This is a genomic window from Acidisoma sp. 7E03, assembly GCF_054665075.1.
The window spans coordinates 1-15,117 of sequence record NZ_BAAFHE010000029.1; the positions used below are offsets into that span (position 1 = coordinate 1).

Consider the following 15,117-nt stretch of genomic DNA (forward strand, 5'->3'; position numbering starts at 1 on the left):
TCGCCACACGCTACGACCGGCTCGCCACAAACTTCCACGCCGCTGTCTGCATCGCGGCGGTCGTCAGCTACTGGTTATGAGTCCCAACCCTAGGTTACGGCCACGCGGCACCGCGGAAAATTGGCACAGCAGGCGAGATCGCCGTTACCTCTTCACCCACCCGCTGCAGGCGGCGACGCTCGGCCTCCAGGTCCAAGGCGGCCTCCGCCCGCGCCCTGGCAAAGGCCACCTGCTCTCGTGCCGCGGCCTGAACATCCGCATCACCCAGCCGCCCCAGCGCCACGAGAGCCTTCTGCAGGCGCAGCTGAACCTCCACCATCCCTGCGCCTTTCGTAAGCGTCGCGGCACCGGCACATTGCGGCGCACGGGAGCGCTGTGATGCAAAGCGCGGATGGACGAGGCGCCAGACATCATTGCCACGGATGAGAGCGGTCATACGACCAATCGTAGGAGCACTCGGAGTGAACGGGTGGAGATCATCACCCGTGGCGAGAGGCGTCGCCGTTGGACGGTGGATCAGAAGCGCGACATCGTCGCGGAGAGCTACGGCGCCGAGCTGACGCCGACGGAGGTTGCGCGCAAGCACGGGATCAGCTCCGGGCAGCTTTACACATGGCGGCAGGAGGTGCTCGGCGTGCGGGCAGCGGTGCTGACGCGGGCCGCGCCGCGCTTCACGGCGGTGGAGGTTGCGGCCACGCCTCCGACCACCGAGCCTGCCGTGCCGGCGCCTGATATGGCGGATATACGGGTGGCATCGTGCTCCGGGGGGCGCATGGAGATCATGCTGCCGGGCGAGATCGTCGTGCGCGTCGATGCGCAGGTGGATGGTGCCGCGTTGCGGCGTGTGCTGGATGCGCTGAGGCGGCGATGATCACCCTGGCATCCGGGCTGCGCATCTATCTGGCCTGTGGGGTGACGGACATGCGTAAAGGCATGACCGGGTTGGCGATGCTGGTGCAGGAGAGCCTTGCCGAGAACCCGTTCGAAGGCTCCGTCTATGCATTCCGAGGCCGCCGCGCCGGGCTCATCAAACTGCTCTGGCATGATGGCGTTGGGCTGTGCTTGCTGACAAAGCGGCTGGAGCACGGCCAGTTCGCTTGGCCGACCGCCACCACGACAGGACGGCTTCAGCTCTCGCCGGTGCAATTGGCGGCGTTGCTTGACGGCTGCGAGTGGCGGGCACCGGTGAAGCCGCGGCGGCCCGAACTCGCTGGTTAAATCTCGCACTTTGTCGACATTATCTCTCGCTTCGACGCGGCGAGCTGGTTCATCATCGCCGCGTGCAGATCGACATCGACGCCCTGCCGGACGACCCGGCGCTGTTGCAACAGATGCTGCGGACCGTGCTCCAGCAGCGGGGCGAACTGCATGCCGAGAATGACCGTCTGCGCCTGCTGATCCAGCGTTTGAGCCGCCACCAATTCGGACGCCGCTCCGAACACCTGACCGACGAGCAGTTGCAGCTCGGCCTGGAGGATCTGGAGCAGACGATCGCCGAGAACCAGGCGGCCCAGGACAGCGCTCAGACCGATGACCTCCCGGCGCACAGGCGCGCGAAGTCGGCCGCGCGCAATCATGGCGCATTGCCTGCCCACTTGCCGCGCTACGAGGTGGTGATCGACGCGGCACCGGAGAATTGCCCGTGCTGCGGCGGGGCGATGCACCGCATCGGCGAGCTGTGCACCGAGCAACTCGACATCGTCCCCGCGCAACTGCGGGTGCGCGTCACCCGCCGCCCGCGATATGCCTGCCGGACCTGCGAGGAAGCTGTGGTGATGGCCCGGCTCCGGCGCGGCCGGTCGAAGGTGGGATGCCCACTGAGGCACTGATCGTGCATATTTTGGTCAGTAAGTTCTCCGATTCGCTACCGCTGTATCGGCAGGCACAGATGCTGGCGCGGCAGGGCATCGCTCTTGATCGTTCGACCCTGGCGCATTGGGTCGGCACAGCGTGCTGGTGGCTGGCACCACTGTATGACCTGGTGGTCGGCACGGTGCTCTCCTCACCCAAGGTATTCGCCGATGATACCGGCCTGCCGGTGCTCGACCCCGGCCGCGGACGCACCAAAACAGGCCGGTTATGGTGCTACGCGGTGGACGACCGCCCCTGGTGCGGTCCGTCGCATCCGGCGGTCGCCTACGTCTATGCCGAGGATCGCAAGGCAGTCCGCCCGGCGGCACATCTGGCCCGGTTCGACGGTGTGCTGCAGGTGGACGGCTACGACGGGTTCAAGCGGCTGGCGGGCGAGCGCGCCGACGGCTCGGTGCGGCTGGCTTTCTGCTGGGTGCATATGCGACGCGCCTTCTACCAGTTCCATGCCTCCACCAAATCACCGATGGCGGCGGAACTGCTGGCACGCGTCGCCGGTCTCTACGCGATCGAGGCCGAGATCCGTGGCTCCCCAGCCGAGCATCGGCGTGCGGTGCGCGATGCCCGAAGTCGGCCGATCGTGGAGGCTCTGCACGCGTGGCTTGAGGAGCAGTTGCCGCGTCTGCCGGGCAGCTCCGACCTTGCGAAGGCCATGCGCTACGCGCTGCGCCATTGGCCCGGCTTGGTCGCCTTCCTCGATGACGGTCGCATCGAGATGGACACCAACGTTGTCGAGCGCGCGATCCGGCCGGTGACCCTCAACCGAAAGAATGCGCTCTTCGCGGGCAGCGACGGCGGCGCGCGTCACTGGGCGATCGCGATGACGCTGATCAACTCGGCAAAGCTGAACGGCGTCGAGCCAATGGCGTGGCTGACCGACGTCTTGGAACGCATCGTCTCAGGGCGCACAAAGGCGAACGACCTGGACAGCCTGCTCCCGTGGAACTGGAAGGCGCCGAACGCCGCAGCCACCTCCGCCCCCATGGCGGCGTGACAATCGCCCCCTCCTAACCCTGTCGCGCCTGCAACCCGCCAAACCCAAGCCCCGTGCTCCCGCCGCGACGCTTACATCAAAGAGCCAGATCGATTTAGGATCAATCCGTCACACCACATCCCGGGACCATACAGTCGATCGGTCCCACGACTTCATGGCGCACCGCAATCGCCTGGGTCACGGGCCGCCCATCCTGCCACCGCGCCATGAGCGCCGCTCGCTGACCGGCGCGGAGCGCCGTTTCGGCGGCGGGCGCACCGTCGTCCGACACGGCGAGATCGGGCGCGAGCCCACTTCGAGACCCGCAAGGCACACGCTACCGAAGCCCGTGATGATCGCGGCGACACCCGTCGGCTCGGGCGTGCCGGGCTGCGCGGGCGGGGCTTTCGGTTGCAGAGGGCCGGTGCCGCCGATCCCGCGTTCGGCCACTTCCAGCGGCCGCCCGTCGGGGGCTGCCTGGCAGGTGCCGGCGGGGCCGCCATGCCGGAGCGAGGCGGCCGGAGCCTGCCGACAGCACGACGCAAACTAGCCATGACGCGATGGCGATGATCAGGAAGGGGCAAGTCCGGCATCGCGCCAGCCTATATCTCCACAATTGTATCGAGCAGGACCACCGTCGCCACAAAAGCCGCTACGGACCGATGAAGGGATTTGAAGCTTTTGCTTCAGCCCGCTTCTACTCAGCCTACAATGAACTTCACTATCTTCTCCGCTTTAAAATAAGCAGGCGTCCTGCAGCCACACCAGTTGCAGGACGCATGAGATTCCCAAATCGTAGCGATTTGCCTCGACACTCCTCGTCTCAGCGTGAAGCCATTGCGCTGGCCAATATCACCAGGTCTTGGGCGCGAACGCTGACAGAATCTTCAAAGGGCGGCCAGATCTATCAACTGACCGCGATCCTTTAGAAACGATAGTCCAGGCGGAGAGTTCCCATATTCTCCGTGTAAGATGGCGCGTATGTGCCATCGTATTGAGCTTGTACGGCGACGTTCTTCCATGCATAGATCTGGGCGCCCACGGTGAAGCGGCCGACAAGCGCAGGTACCTCGGCGGATGTCAAAAAGGTCTCGCCAGGGAGATCGACAAAGCTTCCCTCTTGTTGCCATTTTGGGTTCACGAACCAAGTCATGCCCACATCCGTGTAGAGGCGGCCGACAAAATTGCCGTGATCGAGCCTTACCCCAAATTCCATTGTTGGCGAGAAGTCTGGTGTCGCCTTGTCAGTCGCCTTGTAGCTGATGTCGAGTGCACCGCCGCCGCTTTCCGTATAGGGCGACATATGCGCGTAGGTTACATCCACGTCAAACATCGGGCGCATGTACCAGTCGCGGAAGGGTATATCGTACTCCCCACGCATCCGCGCTGTCATACGGTTGAGTTCCTGCTCGGCCGTGCTCGTTGCCATATAGAAGGGATCATAGTCAGATTGCGTTGAGCTCACGTTTCCATAGCTGAGAGATCCCGCGAGGAGAAAGCGGCTGGTCACGAAATGCTTAGCAACGATGCCGATATCGACCGTGTCACTACTGGAACTGCTCGAGCCAGAGGAGTTACGCGTCCAGCTCTGGCCTGGTGCAATCGCCCCGCCCAAGAACCAGCCGGGGGAGACTTCCTTCTCACCACCCAATTCGACTGCATAACCTGAGGTGTGGAAGCCGTCTGTCCCCGCGTCTGTGCTTAGATTAGACGCAGAGGCAATGTTGCGGAGATAAACACAATCCTGCTCGTTCAGTAGCGTCGTATCTTCCACGAAGACAGGGCAGCTGTGCAGAGTGTTCTGGAAGGTCTGCGCATCGTAGACGATGTTTGCGGGCGGCACAGCCGCCCCCTCATTTGCGGCCACTCCGAGCACATCCGCATACTCGTGCGGATTAGAGATACCGCCGAGCAGCGTGTAGAAGGAGGACAAGTCTTCCAGATTACCTTTGTCCCATGCCTCCTGTAGGGCATTGGCGATCGCAATGTCGTCATCCGTCGTCTCGGGCAAGGATGAGACAGAGCTAGGCATAAAGTCTGCGCTCGCAATCTGAATGCCAGCTTGATTCGGGGTAATGGCGACCGTACGGTAGTTCAATACCACACTCGGAGTGACCGTCGCACCTACCTGCAGTTCACCTGCAGCGATAAACGGCGATACAGGCATGTTACCCGGATCGAATACGCTTGGGAGATCTAGGAGATTGACGTTAATCGCGCCATTGAGGCGCGCGGCTCCGGAAACGGTGAGGGTGTCGCCTGTTTGATTCGCAAAATCTTCGTCCGCGAGGATTGTGCCCGTGTTCTCGAAATTTCCTGTAATTGCGGTAGCGCCGATGAAGGCGGAGCCCCCGACGTTGAGGGTGCCGGCGTTGTCGAGAAGGCCGTTCTTGCCAAGATTGATCTGACCGGATGCGGCTGTGATCAGTGTCCCACCCACCATGTTGTTGATGAAATTCGGAGTGTTGCGCGGGCTGCTGGCATCGTCCAGGTTGATGTTGCCGGCAATCGTGCCGTAGTTGTTCACCCATTCCTGACCCGAGCCGCCAAGAATTGCCGTATCGGATAGCGAGTTGATGAGTGCATTCGGCTGAACATCAATCACGTTGTAAAGTCCGCCATCCACGCGAATAGCTGCCCCCTCTCCGGATCCGCCCGTCACAGTCCCGCCTACAATGATGGCGATGCTGCCGTTGGAGAGATTCGTGTTTTGACTTCGCGCAAAGGCAGTAGCGGCGTCGGAATCCGTCAGGATCGGATTGTTGCTCGGGGTGACGATCGCCCCATTCGCGGCCTGTCGCCCGCTTTGAGCGAAGATGCCATAGGCGTTGGTGCCCGTGGCGCTCACCGTGCCTTGAATCGCCATGGTGATTGAACCGCCGCGGCCCGTGCCAGAGGGCGTGCTGTTTGGGGCGAAGGGGATGGGATCCCCGCCCGTGACGATCACTGCGCCGCCGCCGCCACCGATCGACTGCGCGAAGATTCCATTGGCGTTTTCGCCGGTGGTGCTGATCGTGGCGGCATTGACGCGGACCGTGATGTCGCCGCCGTTGCCGTTGCTCGTCGTGTCGCGTTTGGCGAAGTTCAGTTTCACATTCTGCACCACGGGGGCGCTGCTCAGGCCGCCACCACCACCGATGGACTGCAGGACGACGGCATTAGAACCCGCACCCGCGGTCGAAACACCCGCGGCATTGTTCAGCGTGAGCGAGACAGCGCCGCCATTACCGCCCGCACCCCCCGATCCGCCGATCCCCACATTAATTTCTTTCTCACCGGGTGCCACGGGATCATTTGCGATACCGCCACCGCCGCCGATTGACTGGCCGATGATGCCAAAGGCCGTGTCTCCCGTGGTTGCAATCCGTCCACTTTCCGTGATCTTCACGCTGCCGCCGTCTCCGCCAGCCGCGCCACTTCCGCCGATTGTCAGGCTGCCAGATTGTTTGGCGGCCTCTGTGTCGCTGGAGGTCGAACTTTTCGTTGTCGATGGGAGAGGCTCGATTCCGAGCGCTTCGTAAAGCTCGGCTTCGATGTCAGAGGCCGCCTCTTCCTCCGATGCCGTAACGCCAGCGGTGGGGTTCATCACGAACATACCGCCTCCGCCGCCGATGGACTGTGCAACAAGGCCATCCGCATCCTTGCCCTGCGTAGCAATGGTGCCGCTATTGGTCACCGTCACTGCGCCGCCGTTATTGCCGTTGCCACCGTTGCCGCCGATCACGCCATTCACCGCGAGCGCTTTGGCCTTGCTGGTGTCGACCGCACCCACACCCGTGCCGCCGCCGCCGCCGATGCTCTGGGCCAGGATGCCGGCCGACTCAGCACCCTGCGTCGTGATCGTACCGAAATTATCCACCCGGACGGTACCGCCGAGATTGCCAGAGCCGCCCTTGCCCCCCATCGTTGGCGTGATTGTTGTGTCATTGCTGCCAGTCGCGGTCGCCACGCCACCATTACCGCCACCACCACCGATGGATTGCGCTTCGATCGCCGGAGACGCACTGCCTTGCGTCTGGATCAGACCATAATTCGACACAAGCACGGTTCCGCCGACATCGCCGTTGCCGCCATTGCCACCGACGGCCGTGCTTAAAGTCACCTTCGGTAGCTCGACGTTGGTAGATTGGATATTCTCGACATAATTAGAGACGGAGGTTTTCAGCCCGTTGATTTCCGCCTGCGCCTCTTTGTAGAAGTTCGAATTCTTGAATTGCGTTGCAAGGTCCTTGTACACCTCGCTGTCCTGAACTTCGGACAGGAAGTCCTTGATATATTGCTCGTCTTTCTGCTCCTCGGTCGCGTTCGCGTCGAGCTTCCCGGACGCGGCTTCACGATCCAGGAAATTGTCCACGATAGTTTTCGAGACTGTTCCCTTCAAGGTCGTCCAAAGTTGGCCCACTTTGTCTGGCATCGATCCCGTACTGGCTGTGGCACTGCCGCCATTGCCGCCGCCGCCGCCCACGGATTGAGCCAAGACCCCTGTTGAGCCGTCTCCGCTCGTAACGATGGACGCGACTGCACCTGAGCTATTGATCCCGTTTTCTACGGTTACTTGGCCGCCGGCATTGCCCGAACCCGCGCCTCCACCGATCTTAGTTGTAATTTCTAGGGTCGATGTTGCACTACCAGAACTGACACCACCGTTACCACCGCCGCCGCCGACGCTTTGCGCAGTAATCCCGGTTGCATTGATGCCGCTGGTGCTCAACTGGGAGGTATTGGTGATGCTCAGCGAGCCGCCAGAGCCGCCGACTCCGCCCGAACCACCAACGGAGGTGGTCGCTTTGACACTGTCGCCGAGCGGGACGCTTTCCGCGATCCCGCTGAGTGTCTTGTCAAAGGAGAGCACGCCGGCGGTCGTTCGGGAACTCCCGCCATTGCCGCCGCCACCACCGATGCTCTGAGCGAGGATTGCGTCCGCGCCATCCCCCTCGGTCGTCACCATTCCAGCTGGAGTTGTCGTGACTGTGACTGAGCCGCCATTGCCGCCGGCGCCGCCGGTGCCGCCCACCCCGGTCGTCACCGTGACGCTGTTTTTGAGCGAAATCGTGTCGGCGGTGGTGGAGGCCGAGCCGCCATTGCCCCCACCGCCACCAATGCTCTGCGCCGCAATGCCGATGGCATCGTCACCGCTGGTCACGATGCCCCGTCCGTTCTCTACCGTCACCGTTCCGCCATTGCCACCCTTGCCGCCAGTGCCCCCCACGGTGGTGTTGACGGTGATCGAAGGGGAAACTGGCGCGATCGACAGCGAATAGGATTGCGCGTTGCCGCCGTTGCCGCCTCCTCCTCCAATGCTCTGAGCCAGCAGCCCGATAGAGCCGGTGCCGCTGGTATCAATGAGCGTGGCTGCGGCGCCGAAGTCCATGCCGTTACGAACAGTTACAGTACCGCCCGCTCCGCCATCGCCGCCAGAGCCGCCATCCACGTAGCTGATGTTGAAGTTTGGGATGGCGTCGGCCTCGCCGGTAGGATCAACAAGTGGGAGGGTAATGTTAATGGAGGAGGAATTGCCCCCCACACCGCCGCCACCGCCCAGGCTCATCGCGATGAGGCCCATCGCATTGTCGCCTGCTGTCGTCAGAGTACCGTTGTTGGAAGCTGAAACGGTGCCGCCCGTTCCGCCCTTACCGCCGGAGCCACCTTTGGAGATGGCGACGCTGACCTTCACTCCTGCGGTCTGAGCGGAGGCGATACCGCCTGCGCCGCCGCCCCCGCCAACCGATTGCACCACCACAGCCGTGGAGTCCGTACCCGAGGTAGTTACGGTGCTGCCGGTACTGCCGGTGTAGACGGCGCTGCCGCCATTGCCTCCGCTCCCTCCGCCACCGCCAAGTGCGGAGGCGACGAGGGGCGACGAGCTGTTGCTAGCGCCGCCGGTCCCGCCCCCGCCGCCAATGGATTGTGCAAGAACGCCGAAGGCTGCATTTCCCGTGGTGCTGATGCTGCTTCCGAGGGTGTTGCGCACCGTTACCCCACCTCCATCGCCGCCGGCGCCGCCATCCCCGCCCGCAGCAAGAAAGACGCCGCGCCCTCCGGTGCCACCACCACCCGCAGTTCGTGTCGTGGGCGCCGTGAACTGGAAGGCGTCAAGCGCATTGCCGCCGCCAATGCTCTGCGCGAGCAGCCCGGTGGAGCCCTGCCCGGTGGTAGTGATGATGCCTCGTTGGGTCACATCCACAGTACCGCCCCGAACGGCGGCACCGCCATTTCCGGCACCACCGATAATGGCACTCCCACCGGCACCACCACTGCCACCTACCGAAATCGCAGCAAGTGCGGGGCTATATGGCCCCTGCGTCGTGATGATACCGTTGTTCGTCACCGCTACCGTGCTACCGTTGCCGCCCGCGCCGCCCTGATCTCCATGCGGACCACCCGTACCACCCTGTCCACCCACACTTTCCAGCAACACAGCCACGGAATTCGCACCGTAGGTCTGCACCGTGCCGTTGTTAGTGAAGGTCACGGCACCCGCTGAGCCGCCATTCGTGGCCCACCAGTTGGTGTTTCCGAAAGAAGAACCACCGAAGCCGCCAACGGATTCCATAACTACGGCTGGTGCGTTATTTCCGAAACTCGTAACGGAGATCCCACGGCCAATCGTCGTTATGACGGGACCTCCATTGCCCCCGGTCTGCGTAGCCGCGTCGCTCTCATAAGTGCCCCCAAAGCCACATCCGTAATCGATGCAGCCAAAACGATCCCCCGCGACATTGCCGCCGAGTGACCGCGCCAGAATCGCGGCAACATAGTCGCCGGATGCGACAACATCACCATCAAGGGTGAGCCCAACCGTGCCGCCATTGCCGCCATAGCCGTAGCCGCCAAAGCCCAAGCCGCCGCGGCCACCCTGGCTGTAGACGTTTATCAGGGCCGCTCCTGCCGTCTGGCTCGTGCCGCCGGATATGGTAGCGGTAGACGTCAGGCTGATGTCTCCGCCGTTGCCACCATGGGCGCCAGGTTGGTTACGGATAACCGCAGTATCGCCCCGGCCGCCACTGCCACCCACGGAACCGAGGTTCACGGCCGGGGCGTTCTCGCTAAGTGGCAGCGTTACGGTGCTGGAAATGCCTTGAGCATCGGTGCCTGCGGTTGGTTCCCGCGTGCGGATGTTGAACAGGACTTCGCCGTTAACGCCGTTTGATCCCGTTTCGACCTGATGAAGGGATGCCGCCTGCGCAGGGCGGCCAAGGTCCTTTGCAAAAGAAAAGACGAGAAGAGACACGCCGCTCAGCAGCAACACACGTGTGCCACCCGGGCGTCTTCCGATGAAGGCTCTAACGGGCGGAAGAGACGCTGTCAGGTCGATGGGCATATCGGCTCCGAGATGATAGATTATGGCAATGCTCGCACATAAACGCGCTGTCATCTAGAGCTTATCGGTTGATCTACGTTCCGTTTCTATTGATGACATTCCTCATGTTTCTAAGGAAAATTTTGATTTCAATATCAACCTGAGGACAAATTAGTCTATGGGCGACAGCGCCTAGCTTGACATCCACGATCTTTAAAGTCGCTCGTCTTTGGAGGTCAGCCCATTAGCATCTGGCTAAATCTTGCTGCGCTTCCGCAGCATCAGGCGCTGCGGCAGGACAAATCTTCCGATTAAACGCGTCAGAACGTCCTTCCGACCGCCGTTAGACTTAAGCTCCTGATTTAAAGGACGGATTTACAAAAGTTCGCGGCACCTAACCGCTCGCGCATCAATTTCTTGCCAAATTTGGGGCGGAACCTGGCGGCGGGATAGCGCGCGTGGCACGTGCATTTCCGCGATAGGCCGATAACCATGCAAAGCTTCGTGCTCCGTCCAGTTATCGAAATGCAGCCGTGTAACGTTGTCTACAAAACTTTCTGCTGGCCAGCCTTCGGCGAGCAGCAATACATGGTCCGCCAACTCTATATGGTAATAGGTGAAACATTCCGGCACATCGCGTTCGCGGAGGATACTGGTGCCATTCACCAACGCGCCGGCTTGTATGAGGATGTTGCTAACTAGGATCGCGTGGTCGGGAGAAACTAGAAGATCACGCCGAGGCAAATTGTCAGCAAGTGCGCCAGCTTTGATGCGGATGGGTAAGACACGCAACGGATCGACGAATCGAGTCGTAACCTTGTTATGACCGATCCAACGCACCGGCATCACCCGTTGGTCATGCGTGTCTACTAGGTCACCGACAACAAGATCCTCTACCGCCACTTCACCCCTCGGGGTCTGTATCTTCGTACCGGGATAAAAACAGAGGCTTTCGATCGCCATTTTGCCGTTTTTGTCCGAAATGAGCTCAAATTGGTCGCTTGATGCGCCCGCAATTGTGAGACTATAACTTGAGCTTCCGGATATGATCGTCAACGTGTCGCCGCTCACGGAAGCACTAGCTCCGGTGCCATTATAGTCGAGAAAGGAAAAGTCAATCATGTCGCCCGGTGCGAAGCCAGAAATGACGACCGAGGTTGACGGCACTGCCGTCGCATCATCAATTTGCAGCGTGCCGCCGCTAATGAACGTAACTGCACTGCTCAACGACCCACTGGACCCCACCTCCAAAAAGCCGCCATTGATCACTGCCGACCGCTCAGTGCCGCCGGACGAGACGATAATACTCCCGCCGGACAAGACGCTGTCCCTTGTTCCCAGCGCATTGTAGATCAAAACCTCACTGCCACCGCCCTGCACCTCGGTGGCACTGGCATAGCCGGCGTAAAGAACTGTGCCCGAAACGTACTCAAACCCGCCATTGGCAACGACGCTGCCTGACGTCAAGCCGCTCAAGGTTATCGTCTGGGTTCCGTTCAACAAGAGTGTCCCGAAACTCGTTCCTCCCCTCGCGATCTGCGTTCCCCCGCTCGAAACGATCGTGCCAGTCGCCACACCGCTACTGACGAGCAGCTCTACGCCACCGCTGCTGACGAGGGTGTTGAAACTTTGTCCTCGTTTAGCGACAATCTGTGTCCCGCCGGAAAGCACTGTGCTAGAGGCCGTGGGAGAGGCGGAGATAGCGACTACAGCATTCCCAATCATCTCAGTTCCGCCGCTCATCACGATCGAACTGACAGTTGCTGCGTTATATATCTCGTAGAAAATGGCACCACTGTTGATGACGGTTCCGGTAGCACTGGTCGTTATGCTTGTCGGGCCGCCATAGTTCCAGAAAGTCGCCCCGGTCTTGAGTATCGTGTTTGAGGCGACGCCGGTAGATGAAATGACTTCAGTGCCACCCGAATTGACGACTGTCGCGAAACTTGTACCGCCCGATAGAATTTCTGTCCCACCGGAACTCAGGAGCGTGTCGCTCGACAAGCCGGAGGCATACACCGTCTGTACGGCGCCGCTGCTTACAAGAGTGCTGGTGGCGGAACCACCCTGCAGGACCTGTTGCACTCCGCTGCTGCTAAGAACTGCGCCGTACGCCGAGCCCATAACTATCTCAGTACCGGCGCTGAAGACGACGGTATCCAAGGCGATGGCGCCTGAGGAGATCGAAGCACTCCCGCCGCTGGAAATTGCGTTGAATAGGGTGGTAGCGCCAGAGGAAACAAACACGGTGCCACCGTAGCTCACAACGGTATCGCTAAGAACCGCGCCGCTATCGGCGGTGATAATAGCTTTGGCGGCTAGTTTTCCGACCGCGGTCGTGCCGATTGACACGCCACCCCTGGAAACAACTAGGTATTCCGTCGAACCGCCAAGGTTGTTGCCAGAGACGAGCGTGAAGAGGCTCGTGCCACCGGCCTGCACCTGCTCGGTGCCGCCACTGCTGATGATCGCACCGATGCTGCTCCCGCCGGCGGCGACGATGAGATTGCCACCGCCGATTACCTGCACCGCTTGCACAAACGAATCAGATGTCGCGATAAGGGTTCCGGCGCTACTGACCACTCCCCCAATAAGATCTACGACACCACCCGCCTCAATCGTCTGCCCAGACAAGGTGATGGCGGACGGCGTCTGGTAACTCGATTCGACACCGCTGCCTAGGTTACCAGCAAAGATGGCTATTTCGCCGCCGGAGCTGATGATGGTATTCGAGAGAGTGCTTCCTGAGAAGGCGTAAAGGACACCGCCGTTGGAGACGGTAAGGCCTATCGAACTCCCTCCAGAGGAAATTGCAACGTTGCCGCCGAAACTGATCGTGTCATTCAGCGCGGTTCCGCGTGACAGAACTGTCAGAACACCGCCGGAACTCACTACGGCATATGTCGCAGTCCCAGCAGAGGAGACGATTTCGCTACCGCTGGCGGAGATCTTTTCGCTTTGGCCGACCCCGGCAATGATCGTGTTGGTGCCGCCGGAAGACACCACTGTTCCGGACGCAGACCCGCTTGAGACAATCTGCGAGCCGCCAGCCATCACCACCGTACCGTTAGCTTCGCCGCGGCTGTAGATAACTTCTGTGCCGCCCGAGCTCACGACCGTTTGGACAGAAATGCCTCCGGAGGACACATATTCAAAGCCACCGGTGCTGACAGTGGTCGCAATACTGGTCCCAGCAGACAGCTTCTCCGTTCCACCAGAACCGATGACCGTTCCGGTCGTCAGCCCCGACGTATAGACGTTCTGCACTGCGTTGCTACCGACGAGGGTCCCGCTCGCACCGGCTCCGTCATAGACGCGCTGCTGGCCGCTGCTGAGCAGTGTTGTCCCAATTGTGCGCCCGACCGTTTGCTCGGTCCCACCGCTGGAAACGACAGATCCGATCGCGGTCCCACCCGACCATATATATTCAGTCCCGCCGCTTAGGAGTTGGGTCTGAAGAGAGGTCCCGGCAGACGACACGTATACCGTGCCACCGCTGCTGGTGAAGGTGCTGATCAGCGTGCCGCCACTGCTTGCGACGACGATCGCGTCTGCGTTGAGGCTCGCGATCGCTGTAGCACTAATAGATGTGCCCCCGCTAGAAACCAGGAGAAATTCGTCGGAACCTCCTAAGTTGTTACCGGAGACGAGCGTATAAAGGCTCGTGCCCCCGCCCAGAACTCGTTCCGTTCCCCCACTGCTAATTACTGCGTTCTGGGTGCTGCCGCCGCTTGAAACAACTAGGTTGCCGCCATCTGCCACGAAGATAGATTGGCCAAGGCCGCCAGCAGAAACAAGCAATGTGCCTCCGCTGCTGACGGTGACGTTGGCGAGATTGAGCTTGCCGCCCGATTGTAGCGCCTGCCCTGAGACCGTGAGCGTGCTGTCCGCCACGAACGCCGTCATCACGCCGCTGGTCAGTGTGCCACCGTAGAGCTCAACCGCGCCGCCCGACGAGACTACGGTACCGACGGCGCTCCCGCCGGAATAGATATAAGCCACGCCGCCAGAGCTGATCATCGTATCCACGGCAGTGCCCCTGGAGCCGACAAAAAGAGACCCCCCCTTGAGCACGGCCGAGACAGCGGTTGCACCAGATGACACGACCTCCGCGCCGCTAGTATAGATGGTGTCTCCTTGATCCAGTCCCTTCGCGATAATGTCGAAACTACCCGAGGAAACTACAGTATCAAATCCTGTGCCGCCGGACAGGATCTGGGAACCCCCGGCTGTCACGACCGTCCCGGTGGTCGTGCCGCCGCCATACACAATGGCGCTGCCATTGACCACTCTGGTCCCACTAGCTACCCCGCCAGACGAGATGGCTTCCACAGCACCGCTCTCGACTGTAGTTGCGATGCTCGTTCCGGCCGACAAAATTTCCGTGCCATAATACTGATCCGACGCGGAAATTGCTGTAGCGCCGGAGTAAATGACCTCCGAGCCCCCTTTTCGGATATTCGAATGGCTAATGATGGCGCCCTGAGAGCCGAAAATCACCGCCCCGGATTCGACCACCATATATTGGGCCTGGCCTCCGGACGAGACTATCTCGGAAGCACCTGAAAAAAGATAGCCGCCACTAGTCCGGCCATCGTTGTATACGATGACCGTGTCTCCTGACGAAACGGAATCGGTACTAACCTGACCGGACGTGATATTCGTGACAGTCATGTTTGGCCGGTCCTCGAGGGTTGTCAGGGGAACAATTGCCACAGCATCGTAAACGTGTCCATTCTTTGGTTAGTGCCGATGGCATACTGCTTTGAACTTGCCCCTTCCTGATCATCGCCATCGCCTCATAGCCAGCCACTGTTTGTCGGGCGGTCGCCAGCCTTCCGAAGCCGAGACCAGGCCTCACCAACCGCTTTGTTCATCGATGTGAACCGCACCGGGTTTCCCGGAGGCTCCAACTTCCAAGTAGAGTGGAGCTATGACGAGCAAGACGACGAACAAATTCAGCCCTGAGGTTCGG

6 protein-coding genes and 3 pseudogenes are annotated in these 15,117 nt (G+C 61.0%); 4 read left to right on the plus strand and 5 right to left on the minus strand.

What is annotated here, in order from left to right; translation table 11 throughout:
* Window positions 1-80 (plus strand): annotated as a pseudogene (locus tag ACYQ6W_RS22020) (IS5/IS1182 family transposase); the annotation flags it as partial.
* 14 nt (window positions 81-94) lie between these two features.
* On the opposite strand, the gene ACYQ6W_RS22025 reads toward ACYQ6W_RS22020, so the two are convergent.
* Window positions 95-436, minus strand: coding sequence for a hypothetical protein (locus tag ACYQ6W_RS22025; protein WP_459678370.1), 342 nt, complete (start codon window positions 434-436; stop codon window positions 95-97).
* Between the two features lie 33 nt (window positions 437-469).
* Here ACYQ6W_RS22025 and tnpA point away from each other — a divergent pair, with 33 nt between their 5' ends.
* The 3 genes and pseudogenes from tnpA to tnpC all read left to right on the plus strand — a co-directional run bounded on the left by tnpA (window position 470) and on the right by tnpC (window position 2,863).
* Complete coding sequence (gene tnpA, locus ACYQ6W_RS22030; protein WP_459678372.1) at window positions 470-871, plus strand: IS66-like element accessory protein TnpA; 402 nt, start codon at window positions 470-472, stop codon at window positions 869-871.
* Window positions 868-1,218 carry an IS66 family insertion sequence element accessory protein TnpB gene (tnpB, locus tag ACYQ6W_RS22035; RefSeq protein ID WP_459678373.1) on the plus strand — a complete coding sequence of 117 codons (351 nt, stop codon included), beginning with the start codon at window positions 868-870 and terminating at the stop codon, window positions 1,216-1,218. The genes tnpA and tnpB overlap by 4 nt, the downstream gene beginning before the upstream one ends.
* 113 nt (window positions 1,219-1,331) lie before the next feature.
* Window positions 1,332-2,863, plus strand: a pseudogene (tnpC, locus tag ACYQ6W_RS22040) (IS66 family transposase).
* Window positions 2,864-2,963: 100 nt separating this feature from the next.
* Here the strand turns inward: tnpC and ACYQ6W_RS22045 are convergent.
* From ACYQ6W_RS22045 to ACYQ6W_RS22060, 4 genes and pseudogenes are all read right to left on the minus strand, one after another.
* Window positions 2,964-3,134, minus strand: coding sequence for a hypothetical protein (locus ACYQ6W_RS22045; protein WP_459678375.1), 171 nt, complete (start codon window positions 3,132-3,134; stop codon window positions 2,964-2,966).
* Window positions 3,135-3,767: 633 nt separating this feature from the next.
* On the minus strand, window positions 3,768-10,163 hold the full coding sequence (locus ACYQ6W_RS22050; protein ID WP_459678377.1) for a hypothetical protein: 6,396 nt from the start codon (window positions 10,161-10,163) through the stop codon (window positions 3,768-3,770).
* A 354-nt stretch (window positions 10,164-10,517) separates the two neighbouring features.
* Complete coding sequence (locus tag ACYQ6W_RS22055; protein ID WP_459678379.1) at window positions 10,518-14,816, minus strand: Hint domain-containing protein; 4,299 nt, start codon at window positions 14,814-14,816, stop codon at window positions 10,518-10,520.
* A gap of 88 nt (window positions 14,817-14,904) precedes the next feature.
* Window positions 14,905-15,012 (minus strand): annotated as a pseudogene (locus ACYQ6W_RS22060) (IS6 family transposase); the annotation flags it as partial.
* Window positions 15,013-15,117: the final 105 nt, after the last annotated feature.

Bases quoted from the DNA above. Each gene is read 5' to 3' on its own strand.
- ACYQ6W_RS22025 (WP_459678370.1), bottom strand. From the start codon at position 436: ATGACCGCTCTCATCCGTGGCAATGATGTCTGGCGCCTCGTCCATCCG.
- tnpB (WP_459678373.1), top strand. From the start codon at position 868: ATGATCACCCTGGCATCCGGGCTGCGCATCTATCTGGCCTGTGGGGTG.
- ACYQ6W_RS22050 (WP_459678377.1), bottom strand. From the start codon at position 10,163: ATGCCCATCGACCTGACAGCGTCTCTTCCGCCCGTTAGAGCCTTCATC.
- ACYQ6W_RS22055 (WP_459678379.1), bottom strand. From the start codon at position 14,816: ATGACTGTCACGAATATCACGTCCGGTCAGGTTAGTACCGATTCCGTT.